The organism is Bariatricus sp. HCP28S3_A7, from assembly GCF_052066375.1.
Lineage (GTDB): Bacteria > Bacillota > Clostridia > Lachnospirales > Lachnospiraceae > Allocoprococcus.
The window spans coordinates 21,959-41,225 of the sequence record NZ_JBQHSG010000005.1 but is presented as its reverse complement, the minus strand read 5'-3'; the positions used below and the strand labels follow the sequence as shown (position 1 = coordinate 41,225).

At 36.2% G+C, this 19,267-nt stretch carries 13 protein-coding genes; all 13 read left to right on the top strand.

Annotation, left to right across the window (positions count from 1 at the left end):
- The first annotated feature begins 1 nt into the window (after position 1).
- A complete protein-coding gene (locus ACTNA4_RS05015; protein ID WP_441028846.1) occupies positions 2–589 on the top strand; it encodes a DUF1788 domain-containing protein in 588 nt (195 codons plus the stop codon).
- Positions 590–608: 19 nt separating this feature from the next.
- The gene (brxC, locus tag ACTNA4_RS05010) at positions 609–4,220 is read left to right on the top strand and encodes a BREX system P-loop protein BrxC (RefSeq protein ID WP_441028844.1); all 3,612 of its coding nucleotides are present in this window, start codon (positions 609–611) and stop codon (positions 4,218–4,220) included.
- A 13-nt stretch (positions 4,221–4,233) separates the two neighbouring features.
- Entirely contained in the window at positions 4,234–5,505 is a 1,272-nt protein-coding gene (locus tag ACTNA4_RS05005) for an AAA family ATPase (protein WP_441028842.1), read from the top strand.
- 3 nt (positions 5,506–5,508) lie between these two features.
- Positions 5,509–6,018, top strand: coding sequence for a hypothetical protein (locus tag ACTNA4_RS05000; RefSeq protein ID WP_441028840.1), 510 nt, complete (start codon positions 5,509–5,511; stop codon positions 6,016–6,018).
- 17 nt (positions 6,019–6,035) lie between these two features.
- A complete protein-coding gene (pglX, locus tag ACTNA4_RS04995) occupies positions 6,036–9,812 on the top strand; it encodes a BREX-1 system adenine-specific DNA-methyltransferase PglX (protein ID WP_441028838.1) in 3,777 nt (1,258 codons plus the stop codon).
- Between the two features lie 15 nt (positions 9,813–9,827).
- Positions 9,828–10,655, top strand: coding sequence for an AbiJ-NTD4 domain-containing protein (locus ACTNA4_RS04990; protein WP_441028836.1), 828 nt, complete (start codon positions 9,828–9,830; stop codon positions 10,653–10,655).
- A 13-nt stretch (positions 10,656–10,668) separates the two neighbouring features.
- Complete coding sequence (locus ACTNA4_RS04985) at positions 10,669–11,412, top strand: hypothetical protein (RefSeq protein ID WP_441028834.1); 744 nt, start codon at positions 10,669–10,671, stop codon at positions 11,410–11,412.
- Between the two features lie 30 nt (positions 11,413–11,442).
- Positions 11,443–13,065, top strand: coding sequence for an ATP-dependent nuclease (locus tag ACTNA4_RS04980; protein ID WP_441028832.1), 1,623 nt, complete (start codon positions 11,443–11,445; stop codon positions 13,063–13,065).
- A complete protein-coding gene (locus ACTNA4_RS04975) occupies positions 13,043–14,179 on the top strand; it encodes a UvrD-helicase domain-containing protein (RefSeq protein WP_441028830.1) in 1,137 nt (378 codons plus the stop codon). Before ACTNA4_RS04980 ends, ACTNA4_RS04975 begins: the two co-directional genes overlap by 23 nt.
- Before the next feature lie 22 nt (positions 14,180–14,201).
- A complete protein-coding gene (locus ACTNA4_RS04970) occupies positions 14,202–15,218 on the top strand; it encodes an AAA family ATPase (protein WP_441028828.1) in 1,017 nt (338 codons plus the stop codon).
- On the top strand, positions 15,215–15,736 hold the full coding sequence (locus tag ACTNA4_RS04965) for a hypothetical protein (RefSeq protein WP_441028826.1): 522 nt from the start codon (positions 15,215–15,217) through the stop codon (positions 15,734–15,736). The genes ACTNA4_RS04970 and ACTNA4_RS04965 overlap by 4 nt, the downstream gene beginning before the upstream one ends.
- A gap of 82 nt (positions 15,737–15,818) precedes the next feature.
- On the top strand, positions 15,819–16,688 hold the full coding sequence (locus ACTNA4_RS04960) for an FRG domain-containing protein (RefSeq protein WP_441028824.1): 870 nt from the start codon (positions 15,819–15,821) through the stop codon (positions 16,686–16,688).
- An 18-nt stretch (positions 16,689–16,706) separates the two neighbouring features.
- Positions 16,707–19,253 (top strand): BREX-1 system phosphatase PglZ type A, encoded by a 2,547-nt coding sequence (gene pglZ, locus ACTNA4_RS04955; protein WP_441028822.1) that lies wholly within the window; start codon positions 16,707–16,709, stop codon positions 19,251–19,253.
- Positions 19,254–19,267 lie beyond the last annotated feature (14 nt).

Below are 19,267 nucleotides of genomic sequence, written 5' to 3'. Positions count from 1 at the left end.
AATGGCGAGGTTAAGTTTAGAGGAAAGATTGAACCGGATTGAGGATAAAATTTCAGAAAAATCTTTTCGGGAGAATAAAGGTCTTGGGAATGAGGTCGGGTATTATGTGTTTGACTATGATCCAAGAGCAGAGCTGGAAGTGCGGAATCATATCACATACTTAAAAGACCGGATCAACAATGGAAATAAAGACTTTAAGATTATTGAATTTGACTTGTTCCATACCATGATCCAGGTGTTGGAAGAGGAAGGATACCTGGAAGCCTTTTTTGATTTGGAAAAAGAAAATGGATTTTTTGATATGGCGGATAGCTTGGTAGAAACACTGGGCTTGGATGAGACCAATGAACTGAATTTGATTATCACAAAGATTTTGCAGGAAGACCTGACTGACAGCGTGGTATTCCTTACAGGTGTTGGCAAATGCCATCCGATCATTGCCAGCCATAATATTTTGAACAACTTACACCAGGTACTGGATAGTGTGCCGGTGGTGATGTTTTATCCAGGTGAATACAGTGGACAGGATTTAAAATTATTTGGAACGATGGATTCCAGAAACTATTACCGGGCGTTCCGGCTAGTGTAGATACGGAGGAAGAAAAAGAATGCAGATTAAAGACATGTTTGAGAAAAAGATTGACCGAGACATTAAAGGTGTTATCAAAGTCGGCCAGTCTGATGAAGAAAATGTATATCAGGAACTGGATGAATATGTTGTGACCAAAGAGTTGTTGAAACATTTCCGGGATTTCTTTGATAACTATGAAAAAGGAATCAACGGCTATACCGATAAAATGGGTGTCTGGATTTCTGGTTTCTTTGGCAGTGGTAAATCGCACTTCTTAAAGATCCTTTCTTACCTGTTGAAAAACAGTGTCGTAGAGGGAAAGAGAGCCATTGAGTACTTTACAGATGGAAAAAAAATTGAAGATCCTATGCTCATTGCCAAGATGACTAATTCCGGTACTATTTCTTCTGATGTCATGCTCTTTAATATTGATTCCAAAGGTTCTGCAAAAGTTGGATCCGGCAAAGAGGCAATTGTGGAAGTATTTATGAAGGTGTTCAATGAGATGCAGGGATACTGCGGTTCTATTCCGTATCTTGCAGAATTTGAACGTCAATTAGATAACGAGGGCAGATTTGAAGAGTTCAAAGAGAAATTTGAAGAGATTGCCGGTGCACCGTGGGAGAGAAAGAGACAGGCATTTGCTGTTATTCAGGATAAAATTGTAAAAACCATCGTAGCTATGGACTTCATGAGTGAAGAAGCAGCCCGTAACTGGTGCAAAAACGCCAAGGGAAGCTACGACCTCAGTATAGAGAAATTTGTTTCGCTGGTAAAAGAATACTGTGAGAAAAAAGGACCGAATCATCATGTGATTTTCCTGGTAGATGAGATTGGACAGTACATCGCAGATGATACCCAATTGATGTTGAATCTGCAGACCATCGTGGAAGATCTGGGAACTGCCTGCAGGGGAAAAGCATGGGTGATCGTTACCAGTCAGGAAGATATTGACTCTATAACTAAGACCAAAGGGAATGACTTCTCTAAGATTCAGGGGCGTTTCGATACCAGATTATCGTTGTCGGCATCCAACGTAGACGAGGTTATCCGGAAGCGTATTCTGGAAAAGAATGAGATTGCAAAAGAGTCATTAAAACTGTTGTATGAACAGAAGGAGTCGATTATCAAGAATTTGATCACTTTTACTGCTGATACCGCAGATAAAAAATTATATACAGACAAGACGGATTTTGCTGATTGCTATCCGTTTATTCCGTATCAGTTTAATCTTCTTGGTCAGGTGCTGACAGCAGTGCGTACCCATGGAGCCAGTGGAAAGCATTTATCCGATCAGTCACGTTCTATGCTGGCATTGTTCCAGGAGTCTGCCATTCGCCTGAAAGATAGTGAGACAGGTGTACTTGTACCGTTCAGTTATTTCTATGATCCGCTGCACAAGTTTATTGATCATCAGCACAGTCAGGTCATTACGGATGCAGAGGATAACAGCAGACTGGACGAATTCGATGTGGAATTGCTGAAAGTACTCTTTATGATTAAATACGTCAAAGAGATCAAAGCAAACGTAGATAACCTGACTACACTGATGATCTCCAATATTGACGATGACCGTATTGAAATCCGTGGAAAGATTGAAGAATCGTTAAAGAAACTGATCCGTGAGACACTGGTGCAGAAAAATGGGGAAATCTATATCTTCCTGACCAATGTAGAACAGGAAATCAACAATGCGATTAATAACGAATCTGTAGAAATGGGAGAGATCATCGGGGAAGCATCTACCGTTATTTTTGAGGAAATTTTTACAGACAAGAAATACCGTTACAGCAGCCGTTATTTATTCCCATTTAACCAGAAAGTAGATGACCGGTATTTCAAAGGAAATCAGTCCAACGATATAGGTGTGTCAGTAATCACACCATATGGTGGTGACTATCCGGATTCTGCACTTCGTATGCTTTCCGCACAGGAACATTCGGTAATCGTGAAGTTGCCAAATGACAGTACCTTCCTGGATGAGATCACAGAATCCATTAAGATATATAAGTTTTTGAATAAAAATGCTGCAGGGGCAAGAGGCAGCTTTGACAGTATCCGCAGGGCAAAAGAGGACGAACGCATTGAGAAGAAGGACCGTATCCGTATTTTTATTGAGGATGCTTTAAAACATGCGGAGATATATGTGAATGGTGATAAAGCAAATATTGCAGCAAAAGAACCGGCAAGCCGTATCAATGAAGCATTAGGCAAGCTGGTGGCAATGCAGTATAACAAGCTGACCTATATGGAGACGGCACCGGAGCTTTCTGACATTGCGGCAGTATTCAACGGCAATGATGGACAGCTTTCTTTCCTTGGAACCAGTGATACGACTCCAAATAAACTGGCACTGGAAGAGGTGATCCAGGTCATCAGTTTGAATAATACAAGACGTATGAAAACGTCACTGAAATCTCTGCTGGATAAATTTGGGGCCGCTCCTTACGGCTTTGATCCCAAAGATGTACAGTGGCTGGTTGCTATGCTCTTTAAGATGGGACGTGTATCTTTGACTTACAATAGCCAGAATTTATCTATGTTGTCCAACACAAAGGATGAGCTGGTTCGTTATTTGACGAAACGTGAATTTGTAGAAAAACTGCTTATTGATATCCGGGAGAGAGCAACAGATGGACAGATTCGTTCTGTAAAAGAAGTATTGAAGGATTATTTTGGATTCTCTCTGGCCAGTGACGATGACGATACCATCATGAGAAGTTTTAAGAATAAGGCACAGGATAAGCTGGAAACATTCGGTGAGATTATGATTGAATACCGTGTGAATCCAAAATTGCCATGCAAATCTTTGATGGAACAGGCAAAGAAGAATCTGGAAGAACTTCTGGCAATTAAAGAACCGGTAGAATTTTTTAGGACAGTCGATAAAAAACGGGATGATCTGCTGGATGACGCAGATGATACTGCACCTGTATTTGATTTCTTCAAGGGTGGACAGAAAAAGATCTTTGAAAAAGCACTGGAACAAATCCAGATGTTTGAAAACAGTAAGACTTATGTACGGGAGCAGGAAATCATTGATAACGTAGCTCAGATGGAAGCAATCATTACAGCCAAGAACCCATTTGGACAGATTCAGAAGCTACCGGATATGTCCGTGAAATTTATACAGCAGTACGGAGCTTTACTGGAAAAAGAAGCAGAAGAGATGAGTCCAATCGTGGATGATGATCTGCAGAAAGTATTAAATACACTGGATCAAAAAGAATTTGCACCGGTATTTCGTGATAAATTCCTGTGTGCCTTTGCAGAACTGAAACAAAAACTGGATACATCCCATGAGATAGCAGCAGTTAAGAATATAAGACTGGAAAGTGATACATTAAAACTCCGCTGCATGGATGAGATAACAGAATACGAAGAAACGCATCGTCCAAAACCAGATCCGAAGCCACCAGTAGATCCACTGACACCGAAGGCAGATGGAGGCAATGTACAGCCGGTAGATCCGGTAATACCGCCGATTCAGCCAAAACAAAAGAAACGCAAGAATGTGTCTATCAGTAATGTGGCAGGTGCAAGAACTTATACTTTAGAAACGGAAGAAGATGTTGACAAATTTGCGGAAGAACTTAAAAGAAAATTGAAAGCACAATTAGATGGAGATACTATAATAGTTTTAAGTTAGGAGGCAGATTAAAATGATAAAATGTTTTACTTTTGAAAATTTCAAGAGTTTTGAAAAAGCTGAACTGGATATAGAAGCACTGACAACACTAATTGGTACCAATTCATCCGGTAAAAGTAACGCTATAGAAGGGATTGCTATACTTGCAAAAGCAGCAACTGGTATTGAGTTAAGTACGATCCTTGATGGAACAAAAAGTACAGGAGCTGTTGTACGCGGTGGAAGCCGTGGTTGTGCAAGGTTTAAAACGAATGCTTTTAAATTGGGATGCCTGATAGATTTGAATGACAAGAAAGATTTGCTTTATGAAATCAAAATTGGAGTAGGAGATCGTGTTGCAATTGAGGAAGAAGGATTATATCTGGTAAAAAAGGATACATTGGGACCTAAAAGCAATAAAATTTTCAAAACCAAGAAGGTGGAATCCGGCCGCGCTGAGATTAAAGTACAGTACAAGAATGGTAGCAGAGGGAATGACCCGGATATGATTTGTGTTCGTTCATCTGCAATTCTGTCTCAGATGGTTGGAAAGATGAGAAGAGATACAGAAGAGGAACGAGAGACAGTTGTATGGATGGAACGTGTAATTAATCATTTAAAAAATATTAGAATGATGGATCCGATACCATCAGAAATTCGTGAATATGCGAGAATATCAGATATAGAGTTACGACAGAATTGTGACAATCTTTCTGCAGTATTGAATGAAATGTGCAAGGATTCATCCAAAAAAGAGCAGTTGTTAAAAGTAGTAAGGGAATTGCCGGAGAACGATATTGAAGATATTGAATTCGTTGAAACAAAGATTGGTGATGTAATATTTGCATTGCGGGAAAGGAATCTTAATTCAACAGAATTGGTTGATGCTCGTCAATTATCGGATGGTACTTTACGGTGTATTGCAGTATTAACTGCCGCATTAATTGGGGAACCTGGCAGTATGGTTATGATTGAAGAATTAGATAATGGTATTCATCCAGCAAGAGTATACAAGTTGGTCGAACAATTGATTGCCATAGGTACAGAGAGAAATATTGACGTTATTATAACTACACATAATGCAACTTTGTTGAATTCATATAAGAAAGATGAATTAATGGGGGTTTCTGTGGTATATAGAGACAAAGAAAGAGGTACGAGTAAGATTCAATCTTTTATAGAAATTGAAAATTTTCCATCCATGTTGGCAGCAGGTGGTTTAGGAGATGCAATGATTGATGAAAGTCTGCTATCAGCCTTAAAACAGTCAAAACATGCAAAAGATTATTCATGGCTGGGGGTGTAACGAATGAATGTAAGATTTATAGACACCTCAGTTATGACGAATCTTCTGGAAGTACCTGGAAAATGCGCTGATGCTAAAGCCGTCAAAGAACAATGGAATAAAGTGTTACAATCCAAAGATGTATTAATTCTTCCAGTGGCTACGATTATAGAAACTGGTAATCATATCGCACATATTTCAGACGGTAATGTGAGAAGAACGATTGCAGGAAAGTTTGGAGAGTATCTTCGTAAAACGGCGGAAGGAGAAGCTCCGTGGCAATTATATGGCGTTGAACTGGATAAAGAAGGATTATTATACTTGGCTAACCATATCGAGGAGAATGCCACATATGAAATCGGAGTGGGCGATATGTCTATTATATATGCATACGAACAATACAAAGAAAAAACTCCGGCAATTGGGAGTATTATGATATGGAGTAGGGATACACATTTACAGGGATACAGGGAAGAAAATGTATCCATGTCAACTAAAAGAAGACAGAGAAAAAAGATTACAGGGAATCCATAAAATGGAGGAAATAGTACATGAACAAGAATGCGATAAAGAAATTTGCCATAGAAGCAAGAAAAAAACTGATTGATTCTGTTACAGACAAAGCTGGTATGCTTGGCATTACAGAAAAGTCATGCAGTGAGCCGATTACAAAAGGTGTTGATTTTGAAGTATACCAGACGGTTGCAGGGACAGAGGTAACGTTGAATAAAAGGCAGTGTGAGCAGAGAAGACGACTGGTATCACAGATTCATTCTCGTGGATTTGAAGCAGTGGTTGAAGAAGTGGCATATACCTGGTTCAACAGAATCTGTGCCATTCGATTTATGGAAGTGAACGATTATCTTCCAAACAGAGTTCGTGTACTTTCTTCCGAAAAAGAAGGAAAAATGGAACCGGATCTTGTGACACAGGCTCCAGATGTAGATTTAGATCTGACTACACAGGAAAAAGAAGAAATTATTAACTGGAAATTAAGTGGAACATCGGAAGATACAGATAAACTGTATTGTAAGTTATTTCTGAAACAGTGTCATCAGCTGCATGACATTCTTCCGGGATTATTTGAGGCAGATTCTGATTATATAGAGCTGCTGTTTGGTATTTCTTATACAAACAAAGATGATGTGATCTATATGCTGGTGAATCCGGATACTGGCATTCCGGAGAATGATTTCAATGTTTCATCAGTAGATGAAGAAGGCAATCCAACTGGTCAGGTGGAGATCATTGGGTGGCTGTATCAGTATTACAATACAGAATTAAAAGATGACACCTTTGCAAAATTGAAAAAGAATATCAAGATTACAAAAGAGAGAATTCCGGCAGCCACCCAGCTTTTTACTCCAGACTGGATTGTACGCTATATGGTAGAAAATTCTGTGGGAAGAATCTGGATTGAACATTTACGGGCTGTGGATCCGACTGTAAATGAAAAGAAAACTGCAGAGAGATTTGGATGGAAATATTATCTTCCGGAAGCAGAACAGGAAGAGTCTGTGAATGTGAAATTGGCAGAAATTCGTAGCAACTACAAAAATCTGAAACCAACGGATATCACCTGCATTGACCCGTGTATGGGAAGTGGACATATCTTGATTGCCATGTTTGATGTGCTGATGGATATTTATGAAAGTGCTGGATATGACAAGAGAGAGGCAGCATTTGAGATTGTGGAGCATAATATTCATGGACTGGATATTGATCAAAGAGCATACCAGTTGGCATATTTTTCAGTTATGATGAAAGGTCGTGGATATAATAGGAGATTCCTGCGAGGAAGAGATGGCAAACCAGAGCCAAAAGTATATGCGATTGCAGAGAGTAATGGAATTAATCGAAATCATCTGAAATTCTTTGGCGCACATTTAAGTGACATGGAACGGGATCTGGCTGTGATGCAGATTGAAAGATTATTGGATATTTTCGTGGATGCTAGAGAGTATGGTTCTATTTTAAATGTGGATGCATGCGATTGGGAAGTGATAGAAAAATATGTAGATGATTTGGACTCGGATGGACAGATATCTTTTGAAAGTGTTGGAAGTGAAGAGACACAGGAACAGTTAAGAAATCTGATAAAAGTGGCTAAGAATTTGGAACAAAAGTATGATGCAGTGGTAACGAATCCACCGTACATGGGTGCTACTGGAATGGGGGATAAACTATCTAAATATGTGAAAGATAATTATCCGGATAGTAAGAGTGATTTGTTTGCTGTATTTATTGAAAAATGTGGAGAAATGGTTAATAAAACAGGGTATTATGGGATGATTACACAACCGTCATTTGTTTCTCTTTCTTCATTTGAAAAAATACGCATTAAAGTTTTGAACAACAGTAGAATTAGTTCTTTAATTCACATGGGAAGAGGAATATTTGGAATAGACTTTGGATCATTAACTTTTGTTATTTCTTCAAATAAAGTAGAGGATTATAAAGCTAGGTTTTTTAAACTATATAATAGAACGTTTCAATATATTGAGCCTTTAGATATAGAAAAACTATTTTTGCTATCTTCCCATGGAATTATCAAGACTTTTTGCTTTGATGAGTACAACACTGAATTAGGAATAGATGTCCATAAGAGTTATACTGGTGAAAAGCTTGCTTATATTGCATGTCAGGATGATTTCAAAAAAATTCCAGGATATCCAATAGTATATTGGTTGAATAAGAATATTTTAGAATCTTTTAAAAATAAGAAAATAAATAACTATGGGACAGCTAAAGTTGGAATTGGAAGTGGAAACACGGATTACTTTTTGAAACTTTGGTATGAAGTGAGATTTGAAGATATTAGCTTTAAAGCAACACAATCTATTATTGATCAACTAAAGTATGTGCCTATAAATAAAGGAGGAAACTATCGTAAATGGTATGGTAATAATGAATATGTTATTAATTGGGAGAACGATGGCTATGAACTGAAAAATTACACTGATAAATATGGGAAAAAATTGTCTTATCCCAGAAACCTCGAGTTCCAGCTGAAGGAATCTTTGACTTGGGGGGATGTTGCAAGTAGAAAATTTTCAATGAGATATTCTCCAGAAGGATATTTCTTCTCAGATGTAGGGAATTCATTTTTTGTCTATAATAGGAAATATTTATTTTGGATATTGGCATATTGTAATACAGATTTATTCAATAAGAATACTTCCGTATTAAATCAAACGATGCATTTTAAACCGGGAAATCTGTTGAATATGCCTATTTCAATAGAAGAAGAAAGGATTTCATTTGTTGATAAAAAGGTTAGTGAGAATATTGGATTTTGCAAAACTGATTGGGATTCTTTTGAAACTTCATGGGAATTTACTTGTCATCCATTTATTTCGGTTATACATAAGAATCCAAAGTTTTTCGATGACATTAGTAACATAGACCTTGCGGAAGTTTATATTTGTTGGGAGAATGAATGTAACGAACGTTTCAGCCACTTGAAAGCCAACGAAGAGGAACTGAACAATATCTTTATTCATATTTATGGATTACAGGATGAACTTACTCCAGAAGTTGAAGATAAAGATGTTACGGTACGTAAGGCCGACCTTGGAAGAGAAATCCGTAGCTTGATTTCCTATGCCGTTGGCTGTATGTTTGGTCGCTATTCTCTGAACACAGAAGGTCTTATCTATGCGGGTGGAAAATGGGATGATAGTAAGTATTCTTCTTTTATCCCTGATAAAGACAATATCTTACCCATTACCGATGAAGAATATTTCTTAGATGATATTGTTGGACGTTTTGTGGAATTTGTAAAAACAGTCTATGGCCCAGATACCTTAGAAGAAAATCTTGATTTCATTGCTAAAGCATTAGGAAACAAAGGTGATACGTCCAGAGAAGTCATTCGTAATTACTTTCTGAAAGATTTCTATGCTGATCACCTGAAAGTATATCAGAAGAGGCCGATTTATTGGCTTTTTGATAGCGGTAAGGAAAATGGTTTTAAAGCATTGATTTACATGCACCGTTACGATGTTGATACTGTCGGACGTGTAAGAACGGATTATCTTCATCGGGCACAGAAATATGTAGAAACAGCGATGCAGAGTGCACAGTATACCATTGATAATGCAACATCTGCTTCCGAAAAATCAAAAGCAACAAAGGCTGTCACGAAGTATACGAAACAGCTTGCTGAGATGAAAATTTATGATGAAGCAATTGCTCATATTGCGAATAAGAGAATTGAGATTGATCTGGATGATGGTGTGAAAGTGAATTATGAAAAATTCCAAGGTGTGGAAGTGGCACAGGAAGGTAAGAAATCAATACAGGTTAATTTGTTGGCAAAAATATAGAGGAGACAAGGAAATATGGAGTGGTTTTCTTTAAGAAATGGTTATCAAAAGTCTAAAGCTATTAAAGTAAGAGGACTCGAAGAAACATGTCAAAATAGATTATGGAATGTATTATATGGGTTTGTTTCAAATAATGATGAATGTATTACATATTTTCCAGTAGTAAATTTCATACTTGATCATTTAGGAGAAATAAAAATTTCAGCTCCAGCCTATATAAAAAATACTATTTTTACTATACAGGATCATTTCTTCAAAAAGTGGTATAAAAGTTTTGATGTAATTGAGATGTTTTTGACAAGTGTATATGAAAATGCTAATTTGATGCCACAGAAAGCAATAGATTACACAAATGCATTTAATAAAGTTCTTGAAGAAGAAAAGTCAGGATATAGGTTTTTGGAAAATAAAGCGGTAGCGATTACAAACAGTTCTGAGCTGGAATTACTGGAAGAAGTGATTCATTCAAAATTTGAAAGTGTAAATATACATTTCAAAAAAGCAATCGAGTGCTATTCAGATAGAATCTTTCCAGACTATGAAAACTCAATAAAGGAATCAATAAGTGCAGTAGAGGCATTGTGCTGCATTATTACAGGAACTGATGGTGGTAATTCGACTTTAGGAAAAACATTGAAAAAACTGAAGGATAAAGGAATACATATACATCCGGCATTGGAAAGCGCTTTTTCGAGTGTGTATGGATATACGTCTGATGAAAATGGGATAAGGCATGGAGGTATAGATTTTACAAACGCTCCTGAAGAAGACGCAAAATATATGTTATTATCTTGTTCAGCATTTGTGAATTACTTGATTACAAAGTTATCTAAAATATCGTAAGTGGGAGTGAGATATGATAAAAGTATGGCACATTACTCAAGATGTTGGCTATGGAGGAAATTTACTTTATAATATAACCAATAATGCCCAAAAGATACCGGAACCGCTGCCATGGATTGACCCGTCAATAAACTGTTTATATAAAGAGGCAGTTTTATCATTTATGGTAGGAAACTATGATAGTTCATTAACAGATTTATGTCTGTTAATGGAGCATGTGTTAAGAGCAGCTATATTAAATGACAAAGATTCGGGAATGCAAAGAACTGATTCTGCGACACAGTTAAATAAGTATGGGTCGTTAGCCGAAGCAATTAAAGAAGCAGAGAATACATCTTTAATGGATGGTTGCGATAAGGAATGGTGGAATGCTGTATCTAGAGTCATACGAAATAAATCAGCGCACTATGTGTTACCTGTATTATTAAAGAAATGTGCAAAGGAAGTAAAACTTCGTAAATACATAAATAAATACGAACTTCCGGAGAATAATTCAGAATATTGGTATGAGTCACATTTAATAAATTGGGGTTCTTTTTATCACGGTGCAGGTGGAGAACTTGTTGATCGATTTTTGCAAGACGTGACGAAAGAGCTTAAGATAGTGATATCAAATACGAAGTGGCAAGGAGATGAATCTTGGTGGATTTCGTTAAAAGAGCAGTATGATTCCTTTTTCTCATATGAATGGAGCATTGAAAAATTAAAATATAGTTTTGAACATGCCACAAAAGATTTAGGAAGCATTGCAGAATAAGGATTTAAGATCTAGAGGGGAGCATACAATATGGCAATAAAAAAGCTATTAATCAGAAATTATAAATCGATTGAAGATACAATAATCGAAATGAGACCAGATGTTAATATATTTGTTGGTGAGAATGATTCTGGAAAAAGTACTATTTTAGAGGCAATTTCTATTGTTGCGACAGGAAATCTAAATGGAAGATCCTTTGAAAAACAAATCAAAGCTAATTTATTTAATCAGAATGTACGAGAAAAATATATTGCTTCATTAAAAAATATAAAATCGGTAATGGCTCCTCCAACAATCATTATTGAAGCATATTTGGACATAGAAGATCAATCATTTTCGGGTACAAATAATGAATTAAGAGAAGATTGTGCCGGTATTAGAATGGAATTAGCCTTTAACCAGACATATGCGGGCATATATAAACAGATGTTGAAAGACGGAGAAATATACGATATTCCGATAGAGTTTTATACAGTTAATTACCATTATTTTAAGGGAACGCCAGTTGTCTATCGATTCGCTCCTGTGAAGGGTGTTTTTATTGACACTACTAGAAAAGATTATTCCTATGTTATGGATAAATTTGTGACAAGCAATATTGCAACATATTTGACTGCAAGGGAGCAAACGGATTTAAGCACTGCATATAGAAAAAGTCGACATGCATTTCAAGAAAATGAAGTTGTAAAACAATTGAATCATTCTATAAGTAAAAATGTGAAGGTAAATGAAAAAAGTGTAGCAATTGATTTAAGAGAAGACAATGTTGATGAATGGAAACATCAGATGTCTGTTATTGTAGAAAGTATTCCATTTGAGAACATAGGATTTGGAACACAAAATTCGATAAAGATTGAGTTGGCTATAAAAAATTCTAAAGATCAAGTTAATCTTATTATGATGGAAGAGCCAGAGAACAACCTTTCCTATACAAATATGACAAAACTTATTGATCATGTTATTGAAAGTGAAGGAAAGCAAGTGTTTATCTCTACGCATAGTAGTTATATTGCGAATAAGCTTAATTTGGGAAATATTTTCTTGTTGCATAATGGGAAAATTGAATCCATGAGTAAACTTCCTGATGATACAAAAAGATATTTTAAGAAGCTTCCTGGATATGATACATTGAGAGCAGTTTTAGCTGAAAAAATTATTTTAGTGGAAGGACCTACAGATGAATTAATTATACAAAGAGCATATTTGGATGAATATGGAAGACTTCCTATGGATGATGGAATTGATGTGATTGTAGTAGATTCATTAGCATTTAAACGTTATTGTGATATTGCTGTATTGTTAAAGAAAAAAATGGTGATAGTAACAGATAATGATGGTAATATCCAGAAAAATATCAATGATAAGTATTCGGATTATATAGGTGAATCAAACTTGATTTTTGTGCATGAAAAGAACGAAGATTTAAATACTATAGAACCAAGTGTGCTGGAAGTGAATTGTGAAAATGGAAAGCCTACAGAACTCTTTAAAGAAGCTGTGTCGAAAAAGAATTCAATGAAGAATAAAAGTAAACAAGAAGTTTTAGATTTTATGACAAATAATAAAGCGGAGTGGGCACTTCGCGTGTTTGATAGTGAGAATAAGATAAATTATCCGGAGTACATAAAAGATGCGATCAAACAATATAATTAGGGTTGAGGCTGCTGGTGCAGGAAAAACATTTAATATATGCAAAGATGCGTTAGAATTAGTAGAGAGGAATAAGGCAGACAAGCATGTATTGATATTATCGTATACTAATAGGGGTGTTGAAGCAATAAATACGGAAATCTGTAAACAAAATATGGGAATTATTGATTCTGAAATAGAAGTAATGACATGGTATAGTTTTGTGCTGAACGAATTGATAAAACCTTATCAGAGTATAATGTTCGGAATCAATGAAGTTAAGTCTATAGATTTTACAGATGCCTATGGTAAAATTAATTATAAAAAGACTGGTACAAGAGAACGATATATTACAACAAATTGTGATATTAAATCTAACGTAGTTGCTGAGTTAGCGTTACAGATTAATGAAAAGAGTCAAGGGAAAGTGATAAATCGATTGAATAAGGTGTATTCACATATTTTTATTGACGAAGTTCAAGACATGGCAGGATATGATTTGAACATTATTGAGGTTTTAATGCGCTCGGATTTGGCAGTTACGTGTGTTGGAGATAATAAACAAGCAACATTTCGAACAAATAATTCTACAAAAAATAAAAGTAAATCAGGAACTAATGTATGGGATTTTTTCCAAAAACTGATTCTGGAAGAAATTGTAGAGGTAAGGAAAAATCTAGTTAGTCGAAGATTTAATCAGGAAATATGCTCGTTCGCAAATGAAGTGTACTCAAACGAGAATAATATTAGCACATCAATGAAACAAACAACAGAGCATGATGGAGTAATATTAATAAAGAAAAAGGATATTCACCAATATTATGATTATTATAAGCCTATAGTGTTGAAATATGATAGAAGAACTTTGACGGATGGATATCAATCATTTAATTTCGGTGAGTGTAAGGGCATGACATTTGAACGGGTATTGATTTTTCCCAATGGTCCATTTAAGGATTTTTTATTAAAAGGGAAAAAAATAAAAACACCACAAAAATATTACGTTGCAGCAACAAGAGCAAAATACAGTATTGCATTTGTAGTAGATGTTTTACCACAAAATGTTGAGTGGTTGAAAAGAGAAGAATTAAGTATTAAAAATGATAAAATTGAAATATTAAGATATTGCAGGTCATGAGAGAAAGAGCGAGGTGATTGAAATGCCATTGACAAAAATTGAGGCAGAAAATTTTACGGTATTTGAAGATATCACAATTCCTTTTAGTAGGGGATTGAATGTGCTGGTCGGAGAAAATGGTATGGGAAAAACGCATATTATGAAGTTGGCTTATGCAGCGTGTCAAGCGTCAAAGCATGACGTATCCTTTTCACAGAAAACAACCATGCTTTTCCGCCCTGATCAGTCTAGTATAGGTCGACTTGTAAACAGAAACAAGAATGGAAAAAACTCGGCTAAAGTTTCAGTAGAATCTGATACAGCAAAAATAGGAATGTTGTTTTCTACTAAGACAAAAAAATGGGATGCAGAGATTAAGACAGAAGAAAAATGGGAAAAGCAAATGTCGGATCTTACCAGTGTATTTATTCCAGCAAAAGAAATTTTGTCCAATGCTTGGAATCTGGATGCTGCTGTAAAGATGGGAAATGTGGAATTTGATGATACCTATCTAGATATTATTGCAGCTGCAAAAATTGATATTTCCAGAGGCGTAGATTCTGCGGCAAGAAAGAAATATCTGGATGTTTTGCAGAAAATCAGTAATGGAAAAGTAACTCTGCATGATGACCGTTTTTATCTGAAACCAGGCACACAGGCAAAGCTGGAATTTAATCTGGTAGCAGAAGGATTGCGTAAGATTGCTCTTTTATGGCAGTTGATTAAGAATGGAACCCTGGAAAAGGGATCAGTATTGTTTTGGGATGAACCAGAAGCAAATATTAATCCGAAGTATATTCCAGTATTGGCAGAGCTGTTAATAATGTTGGAAAGCGAAGGTGTACAGATTTTTGTTTCGACTCATGATTACTTTCTTGCAAAATACATTGAGGTAAAGCGAAGCAAAGAAAGTGATGTTCAATATATTTCATTGTATAAAGATGAAGCGGATATGGTACAGTGTGAAATAGCTAGAGAATTTGAACTACTGGAACATAATGCAATCATGGATACTTTCCGTCAGCTTTACAGGGAAGAAATTGGGGTGGTATTAGAGTGAAAGTCATAACAGAATCTGAAATGAATTTTGGAAAATTCAATGAAGAAGATTTGTTTCATATCGAAAACTCCAAAATATATAAAGATCTTGGCTCAGGAATAAAAACGGTAGAGTTTATTTTAAAATACAATGAAAACAGTATTGTATTTTTAGAAGCAAAGAAAAGTTGCCCAAATGCGGCTAATCGGGATGAATCAGAAGAAAAGGAGAGGAAGTTTGAAGAGTACTATTCTTTCATAACAGAGAAATTTATGGCATCTTTACAAATATACTTGGCTACGATTATGGACAAGTATCAGGATACGTCAGAGGTGGGAGCTGACCTTCGGTCGGTGAAGAGCATGAAAGAAATTCAGTTGAAATTTATTCTGGTTATAAAAAATGCAGAAGATATCACATGGTTGGCTGGACCTTTGGCAGAATTAAAAGCCAGATTGCTCCAGGTTCGAAAAATATGGGGCGTTGAGGTGGCAGTTCTGAATGAAAAAATTGCAAAAGAACGTGGGCTGATCTGTTGAGTTGTACGAAAGAATGCTAATAACAAACTCGCATAGTTGTAGTAAAGTTTTCTGGAACAAAAGCAGTAATTAATGAATTATTATGAATAGATATAGATTTGAAAGTTATTCTGAAATCGTGGTTGAATCTATCGACGAAATATATGAGATTATTGAGGAGTATAATACATATTGGAAATTACCAAGAACTGATGGGAATACAGAAACCAGAGCATTTTATCGTGGACAAGCAAATGCACTGTGGAGTATAGAACCAAGTATATTACGGTGTGATACGGATGAGGGTGCACAATATAGAAAATATCAATCAAAACTGTTGGGTAAAAACTTGTTTGATCAGTTTGCATATTTACAGCATTATGTAACCGGTACAAGACTTATAGATTTTACGATTAATCCAGAGGTTGCATTATATTTTGCTTGTGAAAAAGAATCTATGTCAGATGCAGCACTTTTTTTGTATATCTATAATTCTCATCGTGCAGAATGGATTGATACTATTATATTCACTGAAATTATGCAGATGAATTATTGTGGTACTTTGAAAGTAAGCGAATTTTCAGAAAAATTATTTCAAAAGTATCCAGAACTTCATAGAAGGTTTTATAGTGTGCCTGAGTTAAATTTGTTTTTAATGTCATACTTAGATCATGGATATATGGTTTATCCAAGTAGTGGCAGTGAAAAAACTAATTTGAGGGTCGAGCGACAAGAGGGTGTATTCTTCATATGTGGAGTACAGTTTACAAAACCTATTACCAATCGGATGAGATTTGAATCGCAGGCAGGAAACAATGAATTTATTTGTCATTCAGTGAGTATCCCAGATTCATTAAAAGATGGCCATTGTTTAGTAAAACTAATTATAAATAAAAGATTGAAACCAGAGATTTTGAAACAATTAGAGAAAAAAGGAATTACGCATGCTTATTTGTTCCCTAATACAGAATAATTTTTGAGAGGAGTACCTATGGATTTACAGAATATACAAGAACAGTTGAATATAGAATTTTCCAAACCCGATACACGTATTATATTCTGGTTTGACGATAAAGGAGAATATGAGGACGAAGTATCAGAGCTGCAGTTGGATAATGCAAAATTACATATTCTGAATGGTACCAACTGGCTTTATTCAAAATGGTTATTGAACGAATCAGATACAGATGGTAAGTATCTTGTATATGCACCATTTTCCAAATCAAATGATGCAGAAAACCCACTGGCAGATATGTATTATTACTCGGTTCCGTATTATACGGACCGAGTATCCCAGATGTCGCAGGAGATTGGCATTGATAACCGATTTAAAGAGCATCTGGCCCAGTACAGCAATTTTTGGAAAAATAAAATTCGTATTGAAAAATTCAAAGAGCTTGGTATAGACCATTTCAATGTTGAAACCATTGATATTGGTCTTATTGCCGTACTTGCAGATGTGAAGACACCGAATTTTGAAGAGATTACCAGACAGCTGCTATTAAATGATAACGAAGCATACATGAAAGCATTAGAGGACAATGGACTTTTGGAGAAGTTCTGGAAATTGTGCGAGAAGTATTTTGGATATCAGTCAGAAAATCCGAACATAGATGATTTGGCAGCGTGTATGTTGTTAACTTATGCATCTATGACATTGAAAGATACCCTTCCGGCAGTATTGAAATCTTATGTTTTGAAAAAGAAAAACGATGTAGTAGTATTTGTCCGGAATCTGATGGACAATGTGTTATATCAGGATGCGTATGATGCTTTATCTGAAAAAGTAGACAAGACTTTACGAGTAGTGACCAGAATTAGAGAAGACCTGAAAAAGGACGCTGATAAGTCTAAAGATCAGTCTGCACAGCTTCTGGATATTGTTAATTGTGATGCATTCCGGGAACTGGATGTTATTTTAATTGACTGGGCGCTAGATCAGCTGAATGATGAGATTTTGGATGTTCAGATTGAAGGCATGAACCTTGCACAGATCGCAGAACAGCGAACCGCAAAGTCATGTCATTTTGGAGAGGTATATAAAAACGAATATCAGGCAATCAAATATGCTTATCAGATGATGAAGGCAGTATCTGTGCTGGAAGTGACCGGCGATATCAAGGCAATGGTCGCAAATTACCAGAAACAAACATATTTGATTGATTCATATTATAGATGGTTTTACAGTGCTTATGACTGTATAGAAGACACGGAGCGTTTTGCACAGGTGAGAGAGCGTATTGAGAATATGTATTCTTTCACTTATCTGCAAAAAGTAACACCGAAATGGAATCAGGAACTGACGGATGATATGATGACAGATACTGGATTGAAGCGTCAGGAAGACTTTTACCGGAATTACCTGAAAGCATACGAAGGAAAGAACCGTGTGATTGTCATTATCTCCGATGCGTTCCGGTATGAATGTGCAAAAGAGTTGATGGAACGACTAGAATTGGACGAGAAGTGTACACCGAAGTTGGAGTGTATGATCAGTGGACTTCCGTCAGTGACATCAGTAGGAATGGCAAGTCTTTTACCCCATAAAGATCTGCAGGTAGACGAAAAGTTGAATGTAACGGTAGATGGACAGACTTGTGATGATCTGGCTTCTAGAGATAAAATTTTAAAGGCACAGAATGAAAACAATGTGGCATTATCTTTTGACGAAGTAGCAAGTGCTAATAAAGAGAAGATCCGTGAGTTATTGCAGAAAAAGAATATTGTATATATTTATCATAATCAGGTGGATGCACGTGGGGATAAGCCTGCCAGTGAGAATGAAGTATTTACTGCCTGTTCTGAGGCAATCGAAGAAATTCATAAGCTGATCAAGAAACTGACCAGCTATATATCAGCGCCGAAGTTCTTTATCACAGCAGATCATGGATTCCTTTATAAAAGAGACAAACTGCAGGAGTTTGATAAAGTATCCTATGACCGGGAGATTTGCACATATTCCAATAAACGATTCCTGCTTACTACGCAGAAAGTAAACGAACCGGGAATGAAGTCAAGGATGATGGCGTATATGAATCAGTTATATGTGACGACCCCGATTGGCGCAGATATCTTTAAAGTGGCTGGTGGCGGACAGAACTATGTTCATGGAGGATCTTCTCTACAGGAGATGCTGATACCAGTAATTGAGCTTACAACGAATACCAGAGCAGTGTCTTATGACTATGTGGATGTTATCTTGACAACAGTGAATCGGAAGGTAACAAATCTGATCACTTACTTTGATTTTATACAGACAGAGAAAGTGACAGATACAATGAAGGCAAGGAGTCTGGTGGCATATTTTACAAGTGAAGGTGGAGAAAAGATATCTTTTGACGTTCCAATAGTTGCCAACAGCCGTGAAGATGCACCAGAAAAGCGAACATTCCACGAGAAGTTTACATTAAAGTCCAGAGAGTATAAGTATGGTGACAAGTATTATCTGGTACTGGCAGATGCGAATGATGAGAAGAATATTCTGCAGAAATATGAATTTATGATTGATATTGCGTTTGTGGATGATTTTGGGTTTTAAAATGATATAGGAAG

Coding starts and splice junctions, on each gene's coding strand:
- ACTNA4_RS05015 (WP_441028846.1), top strand. CDS start 2: ATGGCGAGGTTAAGTTTAGAGGAAAGATTGAACCGGATTGAGGATAAA.
- brxC (WP_441028844.1), top strand. CDS start 609: ATGCAGATTAAAGACATGTTTGAGAAAAAGATTGACCGAGACATTAAA.
- ACTNA4_RS05005 (WP_441028842.1), top strand. CDS start 4,234: ATGATAAAATGTTTTACTTTTGAAAATTTCAAGAGTTTTGAAAAAGCT.
- ACTNA4_RS05000 (WP_441028840.1), top strand. CDS start 5,509: ATGAATGTAAGATTTATAGACACCTCAGTTATGACGAATCTTCTGGAA.
- pglX (WP_441028838.1), top strand. CDS start 6,036: ATGAACAAGAATGCGATAAAGAAATTTGCCATAGAAGCAAGAAAAAAA.
- ACTNA4_RS04990 (WP_441028836.1), top strand. CDS start 9,828: ATGGAGTGGTTTTCTTTAAGAAATGGTTATCAAAAGTCTAAAGCTATT.
- ACTNA4_RS04985 (WP_441028834.1), top strand. CDS start 10,669: ATGATAAAAGTATGGCACATTACTCAAGATGTTGGCTATGGAGGAAAT.
- ACTNA4_RS04980 (WP_441028832.1), top strand. CDS start 11,443: ATGGCAATAAAAAAGCTATTAATCAGAAATTATAAATCGATTGAAGAT.
- ACTNA4_RS04975 (WP_441028830.1), top strand. CDS start 13,043: ATGCGATCAAACAATATAATTAGGGTTGAGGCTGCTGGTGCAGGAAAA.
- ACTNA4_RS04970 (WP_441028828.1), top strand. CDS start 14,202: ATGCCATTGACAAAAATTGAGGCAGAAAATTTTACGGTATTTGAAGAT.
- ACTNA4_RS04960 (WP_441028824.1), top strand. CDS start 15,819: ATGAATAGATATAGATTTGAAAGTTATTCTGAAATCGTGGTTGAATCT.
- pglZ (WP_441028822.1), top strand. CDS start 16,707: ATGGATTTACAGAATATACAAGAACAGTTGAATATAGAATTTTCCAAA.